The 24,609-nt window shown below is 39.8% G+C and carries 22 protein-coding genes; 11 read left to right on the forward strand and 11 right to left on the reverse strand.

Annotated elements, in window-relative coordinates:
- The first annotated feature begins 66 nt into the window (after positions 1 to 66).
- The 3 genes from SLP02_RS24055 (at position 67) to ccsB (ending at position 3,127) form a co-directional block, all read left to right on the forward strand.
- Positions 67 to 1,137, forward strand: coding sequence for a potassium channel family protein (locus tag SLP02_RS24055; RefSeq protein WP_319423255.1), 1,071 nt, complete (start codon positions 67 to 69; stop codon positions 1,135 to 1,137).
- A 16-nt stretch (positions 1,138 to 1,153) separates the two neighbouring features.
- Positions 1,154 to 1,828: a response regulator transcription factor gene (locus SLP02_RS24060; protein WP_319423256.1), complete on the forward strand. Its 675-nt coding sequence runs from the start codon at positions 1,154 to 1,156 to the stop codon at positions 1,826 to 1,828.
- A 309-nt stretch (positions 1,829 to 2,137) separates the two neighbouring features.
- Positions 2,138 to 3,127, forward strand: coding sequence for a c-type cytochrome biogenesis protein CcsB (gene ccsB / locus SLP02_RS24065; protein WP_319423257.1), 990 nt, complete (start codon positions 2,138 to 2,140; stop codon positions 3,125 to 3,127).
- 32 nt (positions 3,128 to 3,159) lie between these two features.
- Here the strand turns inward: ccsB and SLP02_RS24070 are convergent, their stop codons facing one another.
- Positions 3,160 to 3,645, reverse strand: a complete 486-nt coding sequence (locus tag SLP02_RS24070; RefSeq protein ID WP_319423258.1) for a DUF4347 domain-containing protein — start codon at positions 3,643 to 3,645, stop codon at positions 3,160 to 3,162.
- A 283-nt stretch (positions 3,646 to 3,928) separates the two neighbouring features.
- Positions 3,929 to 4,927 (reverse strand): adenosine kinase, encoded by a 999-nt coding sequence (locus SLP02_RS24075; protein WP_319423259.1) that lies wholly within the window; start codon positions 4,925 to 4,927, stop codon positions 3,929 to 3,931.
- A gap of 201 nt (positions 4,928 to 5,128) precedes the next feature.
- Here SLP02_RS24075 and phnM point away from each other — a divergent pair, with 201 nt between their 5' ends.
- The 3 genes from phnM (at position 5,129) to SLP02_RS24090 (ending at position 8,266) form a co-directional block, all read left to right on the forward strand.
- The gene (phnM, locus tag SLP02_RS24080) at positions 5,129 to 6,271 is read left to right on the forward strand and encodes a phosphonate metabolism protein PhnM (protein ID WP_319423260.1); all 1,143 of its coding nucleotides are present in this window, start codon (positions 5,129 to 5,131) and stop codon (positions 6,269 to 6,271) included.
- A gap of 16 nt (positions 6,272 to 6,287) precedes the next feature.
- Entirely contained in the window at positions 6,288 to 6,836 is a 549-nt protein-coding gene (locus SLP02_RS24085; protein WP_319423261.1) for a hypothetical protein, read from the forward strand.
- 443 nt (positions 6,837 to 7,279) lie between these two features.
- On the forward strand, positions 7,280 to 8,266 hold the full coding sequence (locus tag SLP02_RS24090) for a tyrosine-type recombinase/integrase (RefSeq protein WP_319423262.1): 987 nt from the start codon (positions 7,280 to 7,282) through the stop codon (positions 8,264 to 8,266).
- A 21-nt stretch (positions 8,267 to 8,287) separates the two neighbouring features.
- Here the strand turns inward: SLP02_RS24090 and SLP02_RS24095 are convergent, their stop codons facing one another.
- The 3 genes from SLP02_RS24095 to sbcD form a co-directional block, all read right to left on the reverse strand.
- Entirely contained in the window at positions 8,288 to 9,637 is a 1,350-nt protein-coding gene (locus tag SLP02_RS24095) for a metallophosphoesterase (RefSeq protein ID WP_319423263.1), read from the reverse strand.
- Positions 9,638 to 9,708: 71 nt separating this feature from the next.
- Entirely contained in the window at positions 9,709 to 9,954 is a 246-nt protein-coding gene (locus SLP02_RS24100; RefSeq protein ID WP_319423264.1) for a hypothetical protein, read from the reverse strand.
- A gap of 146 nt (positions 9,955 to 10,100) precedes the next feature.
- Positions 10,101 to 11,318, reverse strand: a complete 1,218-nt coding sequence (gene sbcD / locus SLP02_RS24105; protein WP_319423265.1) for an exonuclease subunit SbcD — start codon at positions 11,316 to 11,318, stop codon at positions 10,101 to 10,103.
- A 175-nt stretch (positions 11,319 to 11,493) separates the two neighbouring features.
- Here sbcD and SLP02_RS24110 point away from each other — a divergent pair, with 175 nt between their 5' ends.
- The gene (locus tag SLP02_RS24110) at positions 11,494 to 11,886 is read left to right on the forward strand and encodes a LemA family protein (protein ID WP_319423266.1); all 393 of its coding nucleotides are present in this window, start codon (positions 11,494 to 11,496) and stop codon (positions 11,884 to 11,886) included.
- Positions 11,887 to 11,957: 71 nt separating this feature from the next.
- Here the strand turns inward: SLP02_RS24110 and SLP02_RS24115 are convergent, their stop codons facing one another.
- The 3 genes from SLP02_RS24115 to SLP02_RS24125 form a co-directional block, all read right to left on the reverse strand.
- Positions 11,958 to 13,193, reverse strand: a complete 1,236-nt coding sequence (locus SLP02_RS24115; protein ID WP_319423267.1) for an LL-diaminopimelate aminotransferase — start codon at positions 13,191 to 13,193, stop codon at positions 11,958 to 11,960.
- 692 nt (positions 13,194 to 13,885) lie between these two features.
- Positions 13,886 to 14,896, reverse strand: coding sequence for an alpha/beta fold hydrolase (locus SLP02_RS24120; protein ID WP_319423268.1), 1,011 nt, complete (start codon positions 14,894 to 14,896; stop codon positions 13,886 to 13,888).
- Positions 14,897 to 14,960: 64 nt separating this feature from the next.
- Complete coding sequence (locus SLP02_RS24125; RefSeq protein WP_319423269.1) at positions 14,961 to 16,055, reverse strand: aliphatic amidase; 1,095 nt, start codon at positions 16,053 to 16,055, stop codon at positions 14,961 to 14,963.
- 276 nt (positions 16,056 to 16,331) lie between these two features.
- Here SLP02_RS24125 and SLP02_RS24130 point away from each other — a divergent pair, with 276 nt between their 5' ends.
- Together SLP02_RS24130 and SLP02_RS24135 are read left to right on the forward strand one after the other, a co-directional pair.
- On the forward strand, positions 16,332 to 17,123 hold the full coding sequence (locus SLP02_RS24130) for an SAM hydrolase/SAM-dependent halogenase family protein (RefSeq protein ID WP_319423270.1): 792 nt from the start codon (positions 16,332 to 16,334) through the stop codon (positions 17,121 to 17,123).
- 2 nt (positions 17,124 to 17,125) lie between these two features.
- Positions 17,126 to 17,770 (forward strand): DUF2301 domain-containing membrane protein, encoded by a 645-nt coding sequence (locus SLP02_RS24135; RefSeq protein ID WP_319423271.1) that lies wholly within the window; start codon positions 17,126 to 17,128, stop codon positions 17,768 to 17,770.
- 8 nt (positions 17,771 to 17,778) lie between these two features.
- Here the strand turns inward: SLP02_RS24135 and uppS are convergent, their stop codons facing one another.
- The 3 genes from uppS to lysA all read right to left on the reverse strand — a co-directional run bounded on the left by uppS (position 17,779) and on the right by lysA (position 21,121).
- Positions 17,779 to 18,534, reverse strand: a complete 756-nt coding sequence (uppS, locus tag SLP02_RS24140; protein WP_319423272.1) for a polyprenyl diphosphate synthase — start codon at positions 18,532 to 18,534, stop codon at positions 17,779 to 17,781.
- A gap of 117 nt (positions 18,535 to 18,651) precedes the next feature.
- Complete coding sequence (gene cdaA / locus SLP02_RS24145) at positions 18,652 to 19,566, reverse strand: diadenylate cyclase CdaA (protein ID WP_319423273.1); 915 nt, start codon at positions 19,564 to 19,566, stop codon at positions 18,652 to 18,654.
- A gap of 145 nt (positions 19,567 to 19,711) precedes the next feature.
- On the reverse strand, positions 19,712 to 21,121 hold the full coding sequence (gene lysA, locus SLP02_RS24150) for a diaminopimelate decarboxylase (RefSeq protein WP_319423274.1): 1,410 nt from the start codon (positions 21,119 to 21,121) through the stop codon (positions 19,712 to 19,714).
- A gap of 128 nt (positions 21,122 to 21,249) precedes the next feature.
- On the opposite strand from lysA, the gene rimI reads away from it, so the two are divergent.
- Entirely contained in the window at positions 21,250 to 21,804 is a 555-nt protein-coding gene (gene rimI / locus SLP02_RS24155) for a ribosomal protein S18-alanine N-acetyltransferase (RefSeq protein WP_319423275.1), read from the forward strand.
- 119 nt (positions 21,805 to 21,923) lie between these two features.
- Positions 21,924 to 24,395: an ATP-dependent Clp protease ATP-binding subunit gene (locus SLP02_RS24160; protein ID WP_319423276.1), complete on the forward strand. Its 2,472-nt coding sequence runs from the start codon at positions 21,924 to 21,926 to the stop codon at positions 24,393 to 24,395.
- Positions 24,396 to 24,609 lie beyond the last annotated feature (214 nt).

Genomic DNA, 24,609 nt, shown 5'->3' on the forward strand with positions numbered 1-24,609 from the left:
AGACCTACATCTTAATGTAATCAATTTTAGGCACAACTGTTGTCAAAAAACAGCAGCCAATTTTACATGTATAGTTATACATTTGAAGAAAAGTATGGTCGTTTACGAAAAGAGTTAATACGGGGAGGTGTCGTATTAGCGAGCATTATCTTAATTGGTACTCTTTGGTACTGGAAAGTCGAGAAGTGGACTTTTATTGAATCAGCCTATATGACCGTAATTACCCTATCCACGGTGGGGTATTCTGAGACTCATCCATTAGGAGAAAGAGGGCAATTATTCACCATTACTTTAATCTTAATGGGGTTATTCACCATTGCTTACATTGTCAATCGTTTTACCGAAGCTCTAATTCAGGGCTATTTTCAAGAAGGCATCAAACTAAGACAGGAGAAGAGTTTGATTGAATCTCTAGATCAACATTACATTGTTTGCGGTTTTGGGCGTACTGGTCGTCATGTCGCCCGTGAATTTTTCGCTGAAGGTATTCCCTTTATTATTATTGACGATAACCCAGAAGAAGTAGAAGAAATTAAACAGTTAGGATACACGGTAATTTTAGGTGACGCTACTTTAGATGAATCTTTGGTACGTGCCAAAATTGAGCGAGCAACTTGTATGGTAACGGCACTGCCTTCAGATGCTGAAAATCTCTATACAGTTTTGTCAGCCAAAACCCTTAATCCACGTATAAGAGCGATCGCTCGTGCCAGTAACGAAGAGGCGGTACAAAAGTTACAGAGGGCAGGGGCAGATGCGGTAGTTTCCCCTTATATTACAGGGGGAAGAAGACTGGCAGCAGCAGCATTAAGACCTCAGGTAATGGACTTTGTTGATGGTATTATTACAGGGTCTAATCGTTCTTACTATCTCGAAGAATTTTTAATTGATTCTGAAGCCTGTCCTTTTGTGGGTCAAAGTTTGCGAGAGGCTAAATTGCGATCGCAGACAGGGGCGTTAGTATTGGCAATTCGCCGTTTTGATGGCAACTTGATTGCAGGTCCTACGGGAGATTCTCTTATTTTAGAACGAGACGCATTAATCTGTATGGGAACAGCAGATCAGCTAAGGAATCTCAACAAAATTTTAGGTCCAATAAATTCAACCAATGCTCCCAGACTTCCTAAAAATCAATAAAACCAATTATTTAGTTATGAAGGCGCATATTTTGGTGGTAGAAGATGAACCTAAGCTGGCTCAGTTTATTAAGATGGAATTGGAGTTTGAAGACTATCAGGTAACTCATGCAGCCGATGGCTTTGCAGGCCTGTCTGCTGCTAGGGAAATTCAGCCTGATTTGATTTTGCTTGATTGGATGTTACCTGGAATCTCAGGACCTGAAATTTGCCGTCGTCTACGCCAGACAGGAGACAAAGTAGCAATTATTATTCTTACTGCCAAAGATGAAGTAAGCGATCGCGTTTTGGGTTTGGACGCTGGGGCTGATGATTATGTAGTTAAGCCTTTTAGCATTGAGGAGTTACTTGCCAGAGTTAGAGCTAATTTACGTCGTGAGCAAGAAGAGGAAACAGATTTAATCCAGTTTAGCAATCTTACTCTCAATCGTTCTACTCGTGAAGTATTTCGCGATCGACGCTCTATCGAATTAACCGCTAAAGAGTTTGATTTATTAGAGTATTTGCTTTCCCATCCTCGTCAAGTATTAACCCGCGATCAAATTTTAGAAAGAGTTTGGGGTTACGATTTTATGGGGGACTCTAACATCATTGAAGTTTATATTCGCTATCTGCGCCTGAAGTTAGAAGAACAACAAGAACAGCGTCTGATTCAAACAGTTCGTGGCGTAGGTTATGTTCTGCGTGAGTAGGGGCGATTCGCCCTTCGGGTTCGGCATCGGAAAGCATTCCCTTGCGCCTAACGGCGACGCGGGGTCTTTCCTCAGTTTGCTTATGTCGGTGAAACCGCAAGTCGAGCGTTCCCTTGCGCCTGACGGCGACGCGGGGTCTCGACCCACCGCAACTGTCTCACGAATCGCCCCTACCTGATTACTAATTTAGTTACCTGGACTACCGAATTGTCTTTAAACTATAAAAAGAGATGATCAATTGGGTTTCCTAGACAATAAGCTGTAATAAGACGGCGAGAAACCAATTTAAAAACGATTATAAAAAAAACTATGGATTTAATTACACTTGAAAGTATTTTAGACAACGCCTCCTTTGGGGTATTGTTAGTCACCATGTTGATCTATTGGACTGGGGCAGCTTTTCCCAATCTTCCTTATTTAAATACTTTGGGAACTACAGGGATGGCGGTTGCTAACTTGTGTATGGCAACTTTACTAGGTTCTCGCTGGCTAGAGGCAGGTTATTTTCCTCTGAGCAATCTTTATGAATCCTTGTTCTTTCTGGCTTGGGGTGTAACCACAATCCACTTTATTGCCGAAAAAATGAGTCGTAGCCGTTTAGTTGGGGTCGTTACTAGCCCTGTAGCAATGGGTATTACCGCATTTGCAGCCCTAAGTTTGCCTTTAGAAATGCAAGCATCTGCACCGTTAGTACCTGCCTTAAAATCTAATTGGCTGATGATGCACGTCAGCGTGATGATGCTCAGTTATTCTACTTTAATGGTAGGCAGTGCGATCGCCATCGGCTTTTTAATTATTACTCGTGGACAAAAAGTTGAACTTAAAGGTAGTTCGGTTGGTACTGGTAGTTTTCGCGAGAGAGTAAAGCACAAAACTGTTAATACTCCTGATACAGATAATGTTTTCGCTAGTACTACTGGTAATACAGCAGTGCTTGATTTACCAAAGACAGAAACAGCCACTCTTTCTCCAGAACGTCTCACTTTGGCTGATACCTTAGACAATATTAGTTATCGCGTCATTGGTTTAGGGTTTCCCTTGTTGACTATTGGCATTATTGCTGGGGGAGTATGGGCAAACGAAGCCTGGGGTTCATACTGGAGTTGGGACCCTAAAGAAACTTGGGCGTTCATTACCTGGTTAGTTTTTGCGGCATATCTCCACGCGAGAATTACCCGTGGCTGGCAAGGAAGAAAGCCTGCAATTTTGGCCGCTGTGGGCTTTGTCGTCGTCTGGGTATGCTATTTGGGAGTTAATTTGCTAGGTCAAGGATTACATTCCTATGGTTGGTTTTTTTGAAGCAGCAATGAACAGACAGTTTTAATCGACCTTTAATAATTACTAAAAATTTCCTGGTCAACTGTATTTATCGAGGCAACTATTTTAGCTGTTGTAATCTGGCTTAACTTGGTTATAAATTCTTCTCCCACATCTCCTGAGGCTAAATTGCAGCCATACAGTGAAAGCCTGGGCGAAATATCTAAGTTGGACTTATGATCGATAAACCAGCTTTGAAGCTCTAAAGCATATTGAATTAAAGTGTTTATGCTTAATTCACTATTTCCCAAATATAGGCATCCTGGGTAACCTTGAGCAACAATATAGACTTCTTGACAATTACTGTTTACTAGTATTTGAGTTATTGCTTTGATTCCATCGGTTTGGGAGCCAATTAGAATAGCTCTAGCTTCTGGTATAACCTTTTGCACCAAAGTATCGTAGTTGGGAACTCCTGAATCGATAAAAACTATAGCTCTATTATCTTCGTTTTTAAATGGTATTCTGCTATTTTGAAACAGATAAGCTGAAAAAGACATAATAACCTGCCTAAATTAAATTTATGCTGCATAAATTGTTCGCAATCCACGAATAATCGCTCAAAATCTATTCAGACTAATTTCTTGAACAATTAGCAACTTAGTAAAAAGATTACACTTTTTTGAATTGTAGAAGTCCAGGCAAGACTCTTCTTAATTAAAACTTTAATGAGATTCGGCTATTTGTAAAGTGAAGATAAAGCAAAAATATTTTAGTTATTAAATTAGTTATGAGCGATCGCCTTGATGATCTAACAGGCGATCGCTGTTTTATTATCAGTTATCAAGCAGCTTTTGACTCATTTAAAAGAGCCTGAACTTCTTCTGTTTTTAAGCGTGCGCCCAAACTAGTAACTATTTTTGAGGAAGCCAGAGAAGCTAAACGCCCTGCTTCTGCATAGCTCATGCCGTTAGTAATACCATACAAAAATGCTCCTGCATACATATCTCCTGCACCAACAGTATCGATCGCCTTGACAGGAAAAGGGGCAATTTCGATTAAGCGATCGCCATCAAAGATAATTGAACCTGATGCACCGCGAGTAATAGCAAAACCTTTAGCCAAAGTTTTAAGATGGTCAACCGCAACCTCAAAATCTTCAGTATCCGCCATCAACATCGCTTCGCCCTCGTTGGCAAAAAGAAAATCTACCCCCGAACCAATTATTTCTAACAAACCTGGCTTAAAGAATTTCACCATATTAAAATCAGCTAAGGTGAAAGCTACCTTGTTTCCCGCAGCTTGAGCAATTTCTTTAGCTTTGATCGCTGCCTGTTTGCTACTTTCACCACTAACCAAATAACCTTCAATGTAGGTAAATTCGGCATTTTTAATCGCTTCTGGCATTAATTCTGCATCACTAAACTCGCCTGAAATACCCAGAAAAGTATTCATAGTGCGATCGGCATCGGGGGTAACAAACACCAAACACTTACCTGTCACTCCTGATTCAGCAGTCTGATTTTCTAAATTAGTAGTAACTCCGCAATCAATTAAATCTTGGGTATAAAAGTTTCCTGGTTCATCATTAGCAACCTTGCAAGAATAAAAAGATTTACCGCCAAATTGACTTACCGCAATCAGGGTATTGGCTGCTGAACCTCCGCAAGAACGTTTTTGAGAGTACTCTGCTAAGTTACTAACTATTTTGTCCTGACTATCTCGATCTAATAAAGTCATGACACCTTTTTCTATGCCCAGATTTTGTAGTGCTTCGACTGATATCTCAAACTCAATATCCAACAAAGCATTACCAAGAGCGTACACATCGTATTTTGTCATAAATTACCTCAGTGGATATATAAACCTGATTCAATCTAACTTATTAGTTTTCAATCGAATTAATCTTATGCAAGATATCATTATTCGAGCCTTGGCATACACATATATTTTTACTAATGAAGATAGCGCTCGCCTGTTCTGAATTTGTATTTAGCAACAGATGTTTTAAACTGCAAGTTAATCTAAATAAAGCTACACAAGATGCAGTCACAAATTTACACTAATTATCGCTTGCTCTTACCCCATGAAGAAATATTAGGTACGATCGCCGTTCGAGAAGGAATTATTGTTGATATTCAACCAGGAGTAGTATCTCAGGGGCAAAATGGAGACGGTAATTATCTTTTGCCTGGATTAATTGAACTCCACACTGATAATCTGGAAAAGTGTATCTCGCCTCGTCCTAAAGCTAGGTTTCCCTTGGAATTAGCAGCAGTTAACCACGATCGCGATTTAATAAGTGCTGGAATTACTACAGTCTGTGATGCGATCGCCATTGGTGACGTTACCCCAAAAGATGATTCTTTACGCATACATCATTATGCAGCGATGATTGATACTATTGTCCAAGGGCAAGCAGCAGGTAGATTTAGCACAGATCATTTATTACACTTACGTTGCGAACTAGGCTACGAACATCTCTACGATGTTATCGAACCTTATTCAGAACATCCATTGTTAGCCTTACTATCTTTAATGGATCATACTCCTGGGCAACGTCAATTTGTCAATATCAATAAGTACAAGTCATACTACACAAGTAGACATGGTGTACCCGAAGCTAAGATGGACGAGTTTATTGCCATGCGTTTAGATAACCAACGTCAACACGCCTTAGCCAACCGTCAGGCTTTAGTTAAACTAAGTCAAGCAAAAAACATTTCTTTGGCTAGTCACGATGATGCCACAGTCGATCATGTTAGGGACGCGATCGCCGAAGGAGTAGTTTTAGCAGAATTTCCCACTACCCTTGATGCTGCCAAAGAAGCTCATAATCATGGTTTACTAGTCCTTATGGGTGCGCCAAATGTGATTTTAGGCGGTTCACATTCTGGCAACGTTTCAGCGATGGAATTAATGAAATTAGATTTGGTTGATATTATTTCTTCTGATTATGTACCTAGAAGTTTATTACAGTCAGTATTTATTATTAGTCAAGAAGCCAATCAACCACTATATGAAGTAATTAAATACATTACCTTAAATCCAGCTAAAGCAATTAATTTAGATCGGCAAATAGGCAGTTTGTCAATAGGAAAAAAAGCCGACTTTATCACAGTTCATGATGATGGTGTTGTTCCCAGAATTTTAGAGGTTTATAAACAAGGTGATCGTGTAGCTTAAAAGGAGTAATTGTTCATTGTCAATTATCAATCATCAATTTATTATCTACGCTTGTCCTGTAGGAGAATTGAATCATCAGATCGAAAATTATTTGCATAGAAGCCGTGAATTAGATCGAGAGAATAAGGCGCATAAATATATGCCTCATTGTACCTTGACTGGATTTTTTACGGCTAAATTAGATTCAATTCCTATTTATATTCAGGCTTTGGATAAAGCATACGCTGGAGCAAAGAATACAAATTTATCTCTTAATGTAAAAATAAAACGATTAGCTTTTAACAAAAATTGGCATGGTTTAGAATTGCAAGCTGATAGTCTTAAAATGCTAATTACTAACTTTGCTCAAACAAAAACCCTTTTAAACTATCCAGAAAAACTAAGATTAAAAGATTGGCTACATCTCAGCTTGGCTTATGATTTTAATCCTGAAGATGAAGCTGAATTAAAGAAATTAGCAATGGTAATGATTGACATAAAAGCTAATGTTAATTGGGAACTACGTTTTTATCAAAAAAATCCAGATTGGTCTTGGAAATGTTTACAATCTTGGCAGATAGACTAAGCAGCAATTTGCTCATTAAGATAAGCACATCGCCATCGCTTTTTTTGGGAGTGTCGAATATAGAGTTACGAGATGTTCGCGTTTTAATAACTGACGTTACGCAATGAAGACAAAAATCTTGAGCCACATAAACGATACAAACAGATAAGTTACTACCTACTATCTAGGCTTCATAAATTAATTACTGCGTAACATCAGTTACTGCGCTTTTCAATTGAGTAAAACACACAAGTTTAATCTGAAAAGCGACACAATAGCTCTATGAGGGAAACCCTCATAGAGCTATTGTGTCAAGAAGCTAAAAGCTAAAAGCTAATAGCTAAAAACTAGTTAATCCCGAACATAGTCTATCCAATTGAAAACTGCTGTAATAACTGATGCCCAATATATAGCCAAATCAAATGGCTATGTTATGATCGTGCCAAATTAGGCGCACCCAACTAATGCTAGCTACTACTAACCCAACCCAATTTAGCCCCATTACCACCAATAATTTATTAGTAGTTTTTGCTGAATTTCTGGATATAGACGTGAGTGCGGGAGATGCCTCTACAGATACCCTCAAGACGTACACTCGGCAGCTACAGCAGTTTTTAAATTGGTGCGATCGCCGTCAGTTAAATCCAGTAATGGTAACAAAAGAAGACATTAAAAAGTATCGTCACTGGATGATTAAGCAAAAAGAATATAAACCAGCCACTATTGCCTTAAAGCTTGCCGTAGTGCGTCGTTTTTATCAGGCTGCGCTAGAAAAAGGCTTAATTTCCCTTAATCCTGCCACGGGAGTTAAACCACCACGAGAAAAACGCGATCCAGCCGAGAAAATTACTTATTTAGAGCAAACAGAAGTAGAAAGCCTTTTAGGTATTATTCCCAATGATGGCACTCTAAAATCTGCTAGGGATAAAGCCATGTTAGCAATTATGGCTTTAGAAGGACCTCGCACTGTTGAACTCCACCGTGCCGATATTGCCAGCTTGGTTAGACAGGGAGGAAATTTGGGTATTAGGGTAGAAGGTAAAAGAAGCATTCGCGTTGTTCCTCTTACTCCTGATATTGCCGATCTTTTGGTTGATTATCTACATCAACGAGAAACAAGAGGAGAAATCTTAAAACCTACTAGACCATTATTTATTGCCACAGGTACTAATTCCATCGGCAATAGGATCTCCCGCCGTGGTATTAGGTTAGTAGTTGATAAATATTTAGAGCAAGCTTCTCTCAAGCATACTCCTGGAAGAACGGTTTCTGCCCATAGCCTCAGACATACGGCAGGTACATTAGCACTGCGATCGGGAGCCGAATTGCGCCAAGTACAGGATTTATTAGGACATAGCGATCCGCGAACTACCTGTATTTACGCTCACGTAGCCGATCGCTGGGAGAATAATCCTGCATTAAAATTAAAGATTAACATTCCTTCTATTTGAATTTTTGAATTTTAAGACGAACTAAACTTTGCTGTGTTCAGACTGTTGAATAATAGTTCGTGGCGGAATTGAAATTGGTTTTTGTTTTTTTCGACCTATTATTGCTAGCTTTTCTAAAGGCGTTAAACCAGACTCAACCTGTTTGGGTATACACTCGTATAAAATTTCAATCTGGTCATTGTTAACAAAAATCTTAAAATAATTAAGTTGAAAAGAAGGATAGTAAACTGCTGGCAGAAATCGAAAAATAGAAGAAATCCGCTTCAGTTTTTTGAGCCAGCTACCAGTATTGAGGACATAGCGATCGCCTGAATCAGAGTCTTTACCGTCTATCTTAGTTAACGAAGGTTGATGAGTATGTCCGTATACAAAAGCAAAAACATCTTTGTCTTGTTCAAAAACCTGCTGTGCAGCTTGAAGATAGTAGCTTTGTTTGTGAATTTTTAGACCTTTTTTACCTTTATAGCCATATCGACGCAAAGTTTTTTTGATATCTCTAAACACAAACGATAAAGGAATTAATACTAAAATTAAGCTTCCAAGAAATAGCGTATCAATAAATAAAACTAGGTTTACCGTAAAATCTAAAGCTTTACCTGCAAAACCAAAATTGTGTAAAAATGCTAGCCAGGGTTTGGAGAAAAAGCCACTGGTAACAATTCCTGCTCGTTCTAAGATGGCACTAATTAATATAAAAGCACTGACGCTGAGCAATAGCAAAAAAGGTAATAAAATCCAGCGCAACCAAAGACTCATCTCTTTGTAAAAATAATTAGAAAAAAACCAGTAGGGAATTTGCTCATTGGGATATACTGATTCGATATCTTTGAGCCAGCGATATTTGCCCAAGCGTGACCTTTCTACTAACCCATCTACAATTTGGCTAACAATATAGTAACCAATAGGAGTAACATGAGGATTACCGAAATCAGCAATTCGATTAAAGCTATCGTGCTGATTACCATGTTCGAGCCAGATGGTTTTTCCCTGTATCTGGCGAGTAATAACTTCTTTGGCTTCTAAATTAATATTGTACGCTTGAAGCGTTTGTTTAAATTCAGCATAACAAGCGAGTTCGTAATCATGATTTCCTGGCAACAGAGTAATTTTGATGCTTTCACCTGTACGTTTAAACTGCTCAAACAATCTCGGATGTTGCTCAATAATAATTTCTAGTTTTTCTGTGGGTGAAGTGCGCGTCATCTCCCAAAAGCTAAAGGCATCACCGACGATAATTAACTCGGTAGAATTGGTTTTGCTTTCTAAAAGCTGCAAAAAATCAATTAATTCGGTTTCAAAATCACAAACTGTTAAATTTCCCTCACCACCAATGTGAAGGTCACTGATAAAATAATATTCTGGACTAATCATTTAGATGATTATGACTGACTATACTTAATTTGTTAACAAATTTCTCACTCTTTAGTTATGTCATAAAAAGACTATATATTCCACAGAATAATAATTAAAAAAGTAGACAACGCCAAAGCAAAAAGAAGTGCCTTTGCTGTTTGCTTACTAATCATGCCAATAATGATAATGAGCGTGAAGGCAATCAAAACAACGCCAAAATCGATTAGATGTTCCGCTCCATAATCAATCATAGAATCTTGTGGCGATCGTTGGGGCTGTTCTACCTGAGCAATAATTAATTGCGGTTGTAATTGAAAAGACGTTATTTTAGTCAATTGATTACACTTTGTTTTTGAGTGTACTGTTGCTGAGGCGAAGGCGGAGTTGTTTGCCATACTGCTATTGAACCAGTAATTAAGGCGATCGCATTTATTTTGATCAACGGTCAATTACTCCTTTCTTTGGCGATCGCGAATTTAGGTTACGCATTGAGCAAAGTTGAGGCTGCCTCTAATAAATCTTGTCGAATATCTTGAAGATCCTCGCGATTATTTAGATAGGTAGTCAATGCCTCTATCGGGTCAAGAGTATTGCCTACGCCTAATTCTGGCAAACGAGGGCGGGCTAGCTGGCTAACTAATTCTGGACGAATACTGTGGCTATGGGCAGCTTGTAAAGCTCGATCTATAGCAGAAGTGTTGATTACGTCCAACTGTTGCGATCGCAATTTATAGATCAGACGCACCACTTTATCGGTAATTTCTTGTTTGGCGATCGCACTTAAAACGGCTTCTAAAGGATCTTCTGTCTTAGAAACATCTATTTCAATAGTCAAAAAAGGGCGCGCTGGGAGGGTACAAAATTGCCAGTCTACTTTTTCTGGTTCAATTTCTAGTAAGACATAGCCCTTGTCTTCTTTCTCTTCACTAAAATCAACTCGCTCAATACTGCCAGGATAGACAACAGGAGGATCGTTACTGGGGTTTAGATTTTGATGTTTGTGAACATGACCTAAAGCTACGTAGTCAAATTCTGGACGAATTAACATCGACATGGGAATTGTAAAGCCTTTACCCACTGCTAAAAATTTCTCCGCCCCTAAATTTGCCCTATCTGCCATTAAGTGAGCAAGTAAAATAGTTGGTAGCTGCGGATCTAAACCGCGTATTTCCCCTTCTAAGACTGGCTGCAATTTTTGGATCAGCATTTCATTCACTTCAGCTAGTGCTAATCCTTCTGTTTCGGGGCGAGTTAGTAAAGTAGAACGATTTAACCAAGGAAGAGTAATGATTTGAATTTCGCCACTGCGAGTAGCCAGACGATGAGTAGTAATGGTATCACCAACAATAAACCCTGGCACTACCAAAGTACGATAAATCGATAAGCTAGCACCACCACTACCTTGAGAATGCTGATCGTGATTGCCTACTAATAAAACTGCGGGTATTTGAGCATCAGCCAAACGTCTAAACTGACTAGCAAAAGCCTCATGAACATAAGGCGGAGGCGTAGCATCAGGAAAAGCATCGCCACCAAACAATACTATGTCTACAGGCTCTTGTATGGCTCTGTCTATGCAGATACGAAGAGTATTTACAAAGTCTTCTAATCTGGTATTGATTCCTGTTTCGGGGTTGATTTTGCCATGAGAAAAACCACTGCCGATATGAATATCTGATAAGTGAAGAACTTTAACCATAAGAACAAAATTATTTGTCTGTTAGACATTTTGCTTTAGTTTAGGATAATACCTTTTATTTCGCCATAGCTATTAATTCAATTTAATCGCTCATATTCTTCTGAGATAATTCTCAACTTTTTTGGGAATTATAGATACAAAAACAATTATCTTTAAATTAGATTAATTACTATTTTTGGCGTTTTTTAGCAGGACTATTTTATTCTCGCAAGTCAAAAATCATCTGGAATTTAAACAGCAAACTTTAGCGGAAATTACCAGATTGCGATCGCGTGCTATGTCTGGAGAAGTCGGCACAGAGCGACGACTAAGTATAAAAAATCAAATCTCCCGCAGCATCGGTAATATTATGGCGTTGATTAAAAATCACCCCAAATTAAAATTTAATCAGCACGTTACTCAACTACTAGAATCATTAAACGAAACCGAAGAACAAATTTCTGCTGCTAGACTTCATAATGCTGCGATGACTGATTATAACAATGCCTTAGAAATGTTTCTTAGTAATATTGTGGCAAGCTATATGAGATATCAATTCTTTCACCTGGGTAGTTATGGCAATTCTTAAATATCTTTGATATAAGTAGCTAAGTTTAATCAGCTAAATACAAAACTATCTAGCTGATTTAATAAATCTAACTAAGCTTTAAATTTTTCGGTAATTCTTTTCATTGCCTCGTTAACGTTTTCTCGGCTGTTAAATGCAGAGATCCGAAAATAGCCTTCACCTGCTGCACCAAAACCAGATCCAGGTGTACCGACTACGTTGCAGTTCAATAGTAATTTATCAAAGAAATCCCAGCTAGACAATCCGTCGGGAGTTTTTACCCATACATAGGGGGCATTTATGCCGCCATATACTTCAATTCCTGCTGCGGTTAGCTTTTCGCGAATGATTTTGCCATTTTCTAAATAGAAGCTGATTAATTCTTTAATTTGTTCTTGTCCAGCTTGAGAATAAACTGCCTCCGCGCCTCTTTGAACAATATAAGAAACACCGTTAAACTTAGTTGCCTGACGACGATTCCAAAGTTGCCAAAGTTTAACCTCAGTACCATCAGCAGCCTTGCCTATTAGGTTTTGGGGAACAACCGTAAAGGCGCAACGAGTACCAGTAAAACCAGCATTTTTAGAAAAAGAACGAAACTCGATCGCGCAGTCTTTTGCCCCTTCTATTTCATAAATGGAGTGGGGTAAATCTGGATCGATAATATATGCTTCGTAGGCTGCGTCAAATAAAATCAACGAGTCATGCTTTTTGGCATAATCTACCCAAGCTTTGAGGTGTTCTTTGGTAGCGGTTGCGCCAGTAGGATTATTGGGAAAACAAAGATAGATTAAGTCTACTTTTTCTGTGGGAATCTCAGCCGTAAAGTTATTATCAGCACTAATAGGCAAGTAAACTAAGCCTTCATACTTGCCGTCTTCGCTGACTTCTCCTGTATGTCCTGCCATAACGTTAGTGTCAACGTATACGGGATATACAGGATCGGTAACGGCAATTTTGTTATCGTTGCCAAAAATATCAAGAATATTACCGCAATCGCATTTAGAACCGTCTGAGATAAAGATTTCGGACGCATCTATATCACAACCGCGTGATTGAAAGTCATGTTCAGCGATTTTGTCTCTTAACCAAAGATATCCCTGTTCTGGACCATAACCTTGGAAGGTGGCGCGATCGCCCATTTCATGAGTTGCTTTAATAATTGCATCCCGACAGGCTGCGGGCAAAGGTTCGGTAACGTCTCCAATACCTAGCTTGATAATCGGTGCATCGGGATTATCTGCTGCATAAGCACTAACTCTTCTTGCAATTTCTGGGAATAAATATCCTGCTTTGAGCTTGAGGTAATTATCGTTAATTGTTGCCATTGATTTTTTTGCTACAAACGCCACTTAATCAAGCTTACTGTTATCTGGTAAGTTAATGAATACCTTATTTAACAAAAGCTTTTAGCTGTTAGCTAAACAGGTTTAAGTCCCTTTTTGTGTCTTAAAGAGACGAATTTTAAACAGCACAACAAATATATGTCAGAGGTCTAATCTGTGACTTTTGAAAAATTATAAATAAAAAAGGGTTCAGCTTGCTAAACCCTCTCAATACTTAAATTATAATTTTAGTTGCTTAAAGATTCTTAATCTCCAGCGATCGGGCTTTTGTCTAGAGATGAAGATATTTTGCTTCTGCTTCTAGCTGTTTGACTAATTTTTCGTTTCCGTTAGCTCTAGCAGCTTCTAAGTCGTACATCTAAGCTTTTTCTCATGCTCTCGCGGTGGCTGCGACTAGCGTTCTTTTAGTATGTCTTGACGTTTATTGTTCATCGTGGACTTTATATCTGATAAAAAATCGTGTACGCTAAATGGTTGGATATATAAGATAGCATTTTTGCCAGCATAAACACTACCAATCATTAAATCTTTATAGACTATTAACAAATTGGTATTGCTTACTATGAGGAATGGAAGAAAAGCGATCGCACATTAGAAGATTTTGCTAAAAGTGTCGATCAAATCGTTTGCCTACAAGAATAAGTATTAGCACGATAGCCACAGACACTACGTAACTATCGTGCTAGTAATTCTTTGATGTTGCGATCGATAAACTCAGTATCAACCGAATTAATACCGCCGCCAGCAAAATGACCCCAAATCGAAGGAATAGCGATAAACTCGGCATTCGGCATCTGCTTTACTTCATATTCATTATCTTCTGGGGGAAAGTAGAGGTCGGTTTCCCCTGGCATCACGGTCGCTTTAGCTTTAATGGCTGCCAATGCTCGCTCAAAATTGCCTTCAAATCCTGGCGTGTTGCCAATATTGCCGTTTTGCCAAGTCCATAGCATAGCTAAAAGATTGTTGGCATCCTTACGCAGAAAAAAGCCTTCCCAAAAAGCTACCAAAAAATCTTCAAGGGATGAATATCCCATCTGAAGATACACCTTTTGGCGATAGAAAGCCTGGGATAACCCCCAACCAGCATAAACTCGACCGACAGCCCTCAATCCTTTATTGGGTTGTTGCTCGTACCATCCTTCTTGCCAAGCTACATCAGTTTGAATCGCAACTTTTACCCCTTCTAAAAAGACAATATTATGCAAGCTAGTTTTAGCAGAACCACAAAAAGGAAAGATGCGTTCGACCATTTCTGGATAGCTGACTCCCCACTGGTAGGTTTGTCCTGCTCCCATCGACCAGCCAGTAACTAAAGCAATCTTCTCGATGCCAAACTCTTCTGTAACTAAACGCTGTTGTGCCACAACGTTGTCATAGAAAGTTACGTGAGGAAATCTAGCGCGGTCATAAGGAGGGGGAGTATTACTAGGTGAAGAAGATAAACCATTCCCGAACATATTAGGAATAATAATAAAGTATTTTTGAGGATCGAGTGCCATACCCTCCCCAATCAGCCATTCGTTGTCGTAATGTTGCCCAGAATACCAAGTCGGATAAACAATAACGTTGCTTTTATCGGCGTTAAGAGTACCATAAGTTTTGTATGCCAATTTGGCATCTCGTAACGTCGCTCCCGACTGAAGAGTAACCTGTTCAAGATCGAAGATTTTATAATCAAGCATTGGTTGACTCTCCATTGGTCGCAAAATATTTAGCCGACTGGAATTTTGTCTAAATAGTGAGGCTCTAGACTAAGCTGGGTTCTGATTTTGTTTCTAGCTGTGGCATTGGCTCTAACTGTGCTGGAGCTTCTGTAGCTGCTGTTGGTATTCCTTCGATGGGACATTCCTCTGTACCGACGGTAGAGCGTGTAATATTCTCTGCCGTTTCTTTGGCTTTTTGGGGGTCTAGTACCCAATCGCGATAAAAATCAAAGGGACAGGTTTGTACGCCTTCTGAACCTTCTCCAGAGTTAATCAAACCAGTGTAGCCACGGTGCATTAACTTAAATATATGGTTTTGGGATTGAGCATTAGCGCGGAAGTCGCGGATAGAAAATTTAGAAAGAGTGGCATACTGTACGCCGTTTTCTTCTTCGCCACATTCCCCTAAAGTACGTCCGTCAAAACCGACAATTGCCGAGTGTCCGAAATAGCTATATACCCCGTCAAAGCCAGAAGCATTAGCAACCGCTACGTAGGTATTATTCATCCATGCCATCGCTTTGGACACAATAATCTGCTGTTCTTTAGCTGGATACATATACCCCTGACAGCGTACAATCAGTTCTGCACCCTTCATGGTACAATCGCGCCAAATTTCAGGATAATTGCCGTCGTCGCAAATAATCAAGCTGATTTTTAGTCCTTTTGGTCCCTCTGAAACATAAGTATTATTTCCTGGATACCAGCCTTCAATGGGACACCAAGGCATAATCTTACGATACTTTTGGACGATTTCGCCCTCGTCGTTCATTAAGATTAAAGTGTTATAAGGAACTTTTGTTGGATGCTCTTCGTGTCTTTCCCCTGTCAGGGAAAAAACTCCCCAAACCTTATTTCGCTTACAGGCTGCTGCAAAAATTGCGGTTTCTTCTCCAGGAATAACGGCAGCTGTATCCATCATTTCCTGGCGATCGTACATAATACCGTGAGTTGAATATTCGGGAAAGATAACCAAGTCCATTCCTGGTAATCCTACTTTCATCCCGTCAATCATTTCGGCAATTTTATGACAGTTGGCTGTGACCTCTGTTTTAGTGTGGAGACGAGGCATTTTATAGTTAACAACTGCTACGCCAACAGCATCTTTACTAGAAGAAATATCTCCGTGAAAAGCCATTTTTATTAACTCCTAATTTTTATTTAATTAATTTTTGAGCAAAATTTACTTTTTACAACCAATACAAAACATTCATTATTGCGATCGCCCGTTAAACCCTGGCTTTGTCAATCGCACTCAAAACTAAATTGATATTTGGTGATAATGAACTTAATCTTTTCCCCTAGTAAGAGAATATCAACCATTGCCTAATAATCCTGTAACTTCAGATACGAGATTGAAGAGTGTCAATAAATCGCAATAATAGACTAAAACCAAAATAAAAATTCCAAAATTATGGCTTCAGGTAGCATTGTGACTTTGTTAACCGACTTTGGCGATCGCGATGTTTATGTCGGAGTTATGAAAGGAGCGATCGCAGCAGTCAACTCTCAACTGCAGGTAATCGATCTAACCCACCAAATTCCGCCACAAAATTTACTTGCAGCCAGATTTGCTTTATTAAATGCCTATCCCTATTTTCCATCTCAGACAGTTCACGTAGTGGTAGTCGATCCAGGAGTTGGTAGCAGTAGAAGAGGCGTAGCTATTGAACTAAGCAAAGGATATGTAATTTGTCCTGACAATGGTATCTGTAGCGGTATTTTAGAACTTGATCGAGTTATTTCTGCTGTAGAGTTAACCAATCCTCAGTATTGGCGAGTATCAGATCCCAGCCACACTTTTCACGGCAGAGATATTTTTGCTCCTGTTGGCGCACACCTAGCTAATGGGGTTAAGATTCAAGAATTAGGTCAGGCAATCGATTCAGCTAGTTTAACTAAGCTAGATTTACCAACGCTAAGACAAACTCCTGAGCAAATTACTGGCTGTATTCAATATATAGATCATTTTGGCAATCTGATTACTAATATTCCTGGCAGTTTAGTTTTAGGAAAAACATGGCAGGTAGTTATCCAGAATATTACGATTCATAAGGGCAAGACTTATAGCGATGTCAACCTAGGCGAAAATATAGCTATAGTTGGTAGTCATGGCTGGATAGAAATTGCGGTCAATGGCGCAAACGCTCAAGCAAAATTACAGCTTACCTGGCAAGATATAGTTCAAGTAAAAATAAGTTTTTAATTATGATTGCTCTTTTAGACAAAGAACCCCAAACCTATAAAGGACAATTTGGCGATTATACTATTACCAAAAGCGATCGCCTAGAAGTAATTATCTATCGTGCAGGACTAGTTTTAGCAGCAGCTAGCTTTGCGATCGCCTCTAATCTTTTTTTTGCTCAAGGTAAGGCTGCTTTACCAGCTATCACACCCTTATTTGCCCTCTTTTCTTTAGGATTGGGTGTTAGCCTATTTTATATTCATATTTACATGAAGGCTTTGCATCAAGTCTTACAAGGATTTTGGCTAATTGGTACAGTTGCCACAATTGCGATCGCCACCCAGACCAATGAACCTTTGGCACTATACATTTACAATCATCCTCTTACCCTATTTGGTACAGGCTTTACTTTTGCTGCTTTAACAGGAATCTTTTTTAAAGAAGCTTTTTGCTTTAATCGTCTGGAAACAAAGATTTTAACTCCTATTGTCCCCTTGTTGCTATTGGGACATATAGCAGGAATTATTCCTGTAGAAATGGAACAGACATTACTAGGAGTCTGGTCAATCGGCTTTAGTGTCTTCGCTATTAGAAAAATGATTCAGGCGATCGACCCTGATATTGGCGACAAGTCTGTATTTGCATATCTCAAGCAACAAAACAGTTAGTCGCTTGCTTAAGATTTTACTTTGCCAAAACGTCTATCTCTTTGCTGATAGGTGGCTAAAGCCTTATGAAACTCAGTTCTATCAAAATCTGGCCAGAGAGTAGAAGTAACATAAATTTCCGCATAAGCTACTTGCCAAAGTAAAAAATTACTAATTCGCATTTCACCACTGGTACGAATCAAAAGATCTGGATGAGGGATTCCCTGAGTATATAAATGTTGTTCAAATAAATCTTCGTTGACTTGATTTGCTTTTAAGTACCCTTGTTCTACTTTTTTAGCGATCGCCTGACAGGCTTGAATAATTTCATGTCGACCGCCATAGTTAGTCGCCACGGTAAACTGAGTTCCTTGATTATTCTTAGTGTCTTCCATCGAGCGATCTATTTCTTGGCGTAGAGAGGTAGGCAAATCTTCTAAATTACCTACAAAGCGAATCTTGACATTTTCTTCTTTCATCTCCTGTAATTCTCGCCTTAACACCCGCTCGAATAAAGTCATCAAAAACTGTACTTCCCCACGAGGTCTGCCCCAGTTTTCCGTCGAAAAAGCATAGGCAGTTAAGGCGGGAATGCCCCAGTCTTTGCAGCAGCGTAGCAGATCTTTTAACGTATCGACACCTTTTTGATGACCTACAATGCGAGGCTTGCCTTGATTTTTTGCCCAGCGACCATTGCCGTCCATAATTACTGCTACGTGCTGGGGCAAAAGGTCAGAGATTAAATCTGTAGGAAGTTGTTGCAAAGTGACTGGCTCTAGGCTCATCTTTTAACATTGAACAGGGAACATTTATCATTAAACATTAACTATAAATTTATGAACGACTAATATTTTTAATCTAAAATTACAATAAATAGGATTCTTGCGGAAACTGCAATAATTTTAATTTTTTTTGCGAGAATCAGGCGATCGCCAACGCTGAATACGCTCCAATAAAACTTTTCCCTGAAACCCAAGTTTACGACTAAGACGCACTGCATCCCGATCTACTACCGGGGCAAATCTAGCCTGTAATAGCTCTTTTAGTTTACTACTGGTTAGGGGTCTATTTAACGTTCCTTTTTCAGCCAAGGAGATTGAACCAGTTTCTTCTGAGACAACAATACACAGACACTTGTCTATTCTTTCGGTGATTCCCATTGCTGCACGGTGACGAGTGCCTAACTGTCGAGATGCGGTTCTTTCTGAAAGCGGTAAGATTACTGCTGCTGCGAGGATGCGCGAACCACTAATTAATACAGCACCATCGTGTAACAAAGTGCTGGTTTGAAAAATAGTTTGCAAAAGTTCTTTAGAAACTTCTGCATTCAAATCCACTCCTGGAGACACAAAATCTTCTTCCTCTAAAGAGCCAGTGGTTTCCATTAGCACCAGTGCGCCTGTACGGTTTTGGGATAGTTCTTTAACTGCTTCTACAATACGCTCAACTACGCTGTCTGATTGGGTTTTTGGTCTACCTGAGCCTTTAAATAACTCTAAAACTTCTCCTCTGCCAATCTGTTCTAAAAAACGGCGAAATTGCGACTGAAAAATTACTGCCATAGCTACGGCAGAACCCAGGACTAGTTTTTCTAAGAGAAATTTGAGTAAGTTTAGCTCCAGTTGTCCACTGACTACCGTTGCCAACATCAAGACGATAAAGCCTCTTACCATCCAAAGACTACGACGTTCTCCCTCGCCAATAATTAGCAGTAGGGCATAACTTAAAGCTAAAACTAAGCCTAGATCGATGATATTGATTAGATCTGGCAACCAGGAAACCCGATTTAAGTCAGGAACAAAACCCGACAATGACATTATTTTAATTAATTTGCTGTGAATGGTTAGCGGGACAAAAACCTCGGAATTCAAGGTATCAAATTACATTTGGTAAAAGCTTCTAGGCTTTCGTAAATACTAATACCAGCAACTAAAACAAAGTACGCTGGCTTTTATACTAAGTCTACTTTTTATGTTTTACCAGTCTTTCGGGAAGGCGATCGCGTTCGATTAAATTTTGATAAGATTCTCGTTCAATAATTAAGTTTGCCTCCCCTTCGTAAACTACTACTGCTGCTGGTCTACCAATACGATTGTAATTAGATGCCATACTGTAATTGTATGCTCCCGTATCCATTACCACTAAAACATCTCCTGGTTCAGTTTCGGGTAAAGCGGCATCTTTAATAATTATATCTCCAGATTCGCAGTGCTTACCTGCTACTGTAACCTCTTCTGTGATGGGGGCAGACATTTTATTGGCTACCACTGCACGATAAACCGATTGATAGGTAATTGGACGGGGATTATCGGACATCCCGCCATCTACCGCGACATAAGTATGAAAATTGGGAATTTCTTTGCGACTGCCAACAGTATAGGCAGTAACACAGGCAGAACCAATCAGGGAGCGTCCAGGTTCAGCCATTAATTTGGGTAAAGCCAAGCCAACTTTGTTACAGGCATTTTCCACGGCAGTACTAACCGCTTTTACCCATTCAGAAATGCTTGGAGGATCATCAGATTCGGTGTAGCAAATACCTAAACCACCACCAACGTTAAGAGTTGTTACTGGTAAGCCATATCCTTGAGCTTTTTGCATCCAGTCTACCAAAACTTCCCCTAAGTCTTGATGAGGTTGACGCTCAAAAATTTGTGAGCCAATGTGAGCGTGTAAGCCAATGCAGCTAAGACTAGCTTGCTGACTTAAATAAGTAAATACTTCATCTAATTGATTTGGATCGAAGCCAAATTTACTGTCTAAATGCCCTGTGCGAATATATTCATGGGTGTGGCATTCAATTCCTGGTGTGAGTCGTACCATAATCGGTACGGGCTGCCCACTTTTATCTGAGGCAATCTGAGTTAAAGTTTTTAATTCTAGCCAGTTATCTACCATAACTGTGCAGCCAGTTTCTACGGCAAATTCAAGTTCCGCAGTCGATTTATTATTGCCGTGGAAATAAATTTTTTCTTTGCCAACTCCTGCTTCAATGGTAGTGAAAAGCTCTCCTCCAGAAACTACATCAAAACCCAAGTCTTCACTATCAATAATACGACATACTCCAATACAACTCCAGGCTTTGGAAGCGTAGATTACCTGAGATTCACCACTGTAGTAAGTATTAAAGCTATCTCGATATTGGCGACAGGCTGTTCTGAGGGTAAATTCATCCAGTATGTATAGAGGGGAATCATACTGTTGAACTAACTGTTGAATTTCACAGCCACCAATTGACAAATTATCTTTACTGTTGACCTTGGCAGTTAGAGGTAGTAATTCTTGGTTAGGGGAGGGAGGAATGTCTAAGCTGGTGATTTGAGGAACATAACGATGTCCAGTATTCGGTAAACTGCGATCGCTCGAAAGCATAATTTCTTTTTGGGTGGCTAGTAAAGTTATATTATTTCTTGTTTTCTAGTTTACAGTCTAGTTGATGTCAAAAAACAGGTAAAAGCTATTGGCTATTGGCTTACTACCCCAACCAAAAGTATTTTTTAGTGAAGATTTTAAAAATTGCAGCAATAACCGTACCTCAAGTGCCTAAGATAGTTAATTTAGATCGGCTTTGTTTAGGTGGCTTATGGACAGCAGAAGCTTATCTTAGAGAAATTGATAGTCCAAACAGCGATTTAATTGCTTTACATCTTGCTGAGGATGAAGCAGAAACTACCCACAGCAAAATCATTGGTCTGGCTTGCTTGTGGGCAATTGTTGAAGAAGCTCATATTACCTCACTGGGAGTCGATCCTGAGTATCGTCGCCAAGGATTCGGGCAGTTACTCTTATTAACTTTACTAGCAAAAGCGATCTCCCTAAAGTTGGAACGAGCAACTTTAGAAGTCAATGTTAATAATTCTCAAGCAATTAACCTCTATCAAAAATTTGGTTTTCAAGTTGCTGGAAAACGTAAAAATTATTATCAAAAAACTGGAGACGATGCTTTGATCCTGTGGAGAAATAAAATACAGTCAGACAATTTTCAGCTTAGTTTGTCTCAATGGCAGCAAAATCTAGGCGATCGCTTACGTCACAATCAATGCCAATTGAATTAAAATAATAAATGTTAACTTTTATACCGCAATTCCCCAACTTATAGGCAGAGTCAGGAAACTAAAAGGCTGTGCTAAAATCACCATAACAAGGGCAAGCAGCAGGTGGATGGAAATAAGTCATGTTTGAACGCTTCACAGAAAAGGCAATAAAAGTAATTATGTTAGCCCAAGAGGAAGCACGCCGCTTGGGTCATAATTTTGTAGGCACAGAACAAATCCTCTTAGGTTTAATCGGAGAGGGAACCGGAGTCGCTGCCAAAGTTCTCAAGTCGATGGGAGTTAATCTTAAAGATGCTCGGATCGAAGTTGAGAAAATTATCGGGCGCGGTTCTGGTTTTGTCGCCGTGGAAATTCCTTTTACTCCCAGAGCTAAAAGAGTTCTGGAATTATCTTTAGAAGAGGCACGCCAGTTAGGTCATAACTATATTGGTACAGAACATCTTCTTTTAGGATTGATTAGAGAAGGAGAAGGAGTTGCAGCGCGAGTCCTCGAAAACCTAGGCGTAGACTTGTCGAAAGTCCGCACTCAAGTAATTAGAATGTTAGGAGAAACTGCCGAAGTGGCTGCTGGTTCTGGTGGCACACCAGGCAGAAACAAAACTCCTACCCTCGATGAATTCGGCTCCAATTTAACCCAAATGGCAGCAGAAGGTAAACTCGATCCTGTTGTGGGTAGACAAAAAGAAATTGAGCGCGTAATTCAAATTTTGGGTCGTCGTACCAAAAATAATCCCGTTCTAATTGGTGAACCTGGGGTGGGTAAAACAGCGATCGCCGAGGGACTGGCACAACGTATTACTAATAGAGATATTCCCGATATTTTAGAAGAAAAACGGGTTGTTACTCTCGATATTGGTTTATTAGTAGCTGGTACAAAGTACCGTGGTGAATTTGAGGAACGCCTCAAGAAAATCATGGACGAAATTCGTCAGGCTGGAAACGTAATTCTGGTAATTGACGAGGTTCATACTTTAATTGGTGCTGGTGCTGCCGAAGGCGCGATCGATGCTGCCAATATCCTCAAGCCAGCCTTGGCGAGGGGAGAATTGCAGTGTATTGGTGCTACTACCATCGACGAATATCGTAAGCATATTGAACGAGATGCTGCCTTAGAACGTCGTTTCCAACCCGTACAGGTTGGTGAACCAACGGTAGAAGAAACCATCGAAATACTCCATGGTTTGCGCGAGCGTTATGAGCAACACCATAAATTAAAAATATTAGATGAAGCATTAGAAGCAGCAGCCAAGCTGTCAGATCGCTATATTAGCGATCGCTATTTACCAGACAAGGCGATCGATTTAATTGATGAAGCAGGTTCTCGCGTCCGCTTAATTAATTCTCAGCTTCCTCCAGCAGCCAAAGAGCTAGACAAGGAACTAAGAGAAATTCTTAAGCAAAAAGACGACGCGGTAAGATCCCAAGACTTCGATCAGGCAGGAGAACTGCGCGATCGCGAAATGGAAATTAAAGAGCAAATTCGCAATATTGCTTCAACCAAGAAAAACGAAGAAGATGGCACAGATGAATCTCCCTTCGTCGATGAAGAGGAAATCGCTCACATTGTCGCTTCTTGGACGGGAGTTCCAGTCAACAAAATCACTGAATCTGAGTCCGAAAAACTAATGCACATGGAGGACACCCTTCATCAGCGCATTATCGGGCAGGAAGATGCGGTTAAAGCTACTTCTCGCGCCATTAGAAGAGCTAGAGTTGGTCTGAAAAATCCTAACCGTCCTATTGCCAGCTTTATCTTCTCTGGTCCGACTGGTGTAGGTAAAACTGAATTAACCAAAGCTTTAGCAACTTACTTCTTTGGTTCGGAAGACGCGATGATTCGCCTTGATATGTCTGAATACATGGAACGCCATACAGTTTCTAAACTGATTGGTTCGCCTCCAGGATATGTCGGCTACAACGAAGGTGGACAGCTAACCGAAGCAGTTCGTCGTCGTCCTTATACAGTCGTGTTATTCGATGAGATTGAAAAAGCACACCCCGATATCTTCAATATGCTCTTGCAGATACTTGAGGATGGTCGCCTAACTGATGCCAAAGGTAGAACAGTAGACTTTAAGAATACCCTCTTAATTTTGACCTCTAACATTGGTTCTAAGGTGATTGAAAAAGGTGGCGGCGGTCTTGGTTTTGAGTTTGCTGACGACCAAGCAGAATCTCAATACAACCGTATCCGTTCTTTGGTTAATGAAGAGCTAAAAAGCTACTTCCGTCCTGAGTTCCTCAATCGTCTTGATGAAATTATTGTCTTCCGTCAGTTAAACAAAGACGAAGTCAAAGAAATCAGCGAACTCTTACTCAAAGAAGTGTTCCAACGCTTAACTGAAAAAGACATTACTCTAGAAGTTACCGACAAATTTAAAGATCGACTTGTAGATGAAGGTTACAATCCTTCCTACGGTGCGCGTCCTTTACGTCGGGCAATTATGCGTCTTCTAGAAGATGTTTTAGCTGAAGAAATACTTACTGGTCGTTTAGGCGAGGGAGATTCTGCAACGGTAGATATCGACGAAGAAAACAAGGTAGCAATCATACCGCAAAAAGAGAAGATTGAATTACTTCCCTCTTCGTAAGCGATAAATAATCGTTAAATTAGTTTAATAGTTTAAAAAGGTAGAGATTTAAAAGTTTCTACCTTTTTTATTACTTACTGACGTTACGCATTTAATCTAACTGCTGTGACGGGGTGACGGGGTGACGGGGTGACGGGGGAAGCGGAAGACGAGGTGACGGAGAGAACAGGAGACGAGGGGCAACTACGCAGGTAGCAAATTCTTTCCCCAAGTC

The sequence above is a fragment of the Pleurocapsa sp. FMAR1 genome (genome assembly GCF_963665995.1).
Classification (GTDB): domain Bacteria; phylum Cyanobacteriota; class Cyanobacteriia; order Cyanobacteriales; family Xenococcaceae; genus Waterburya.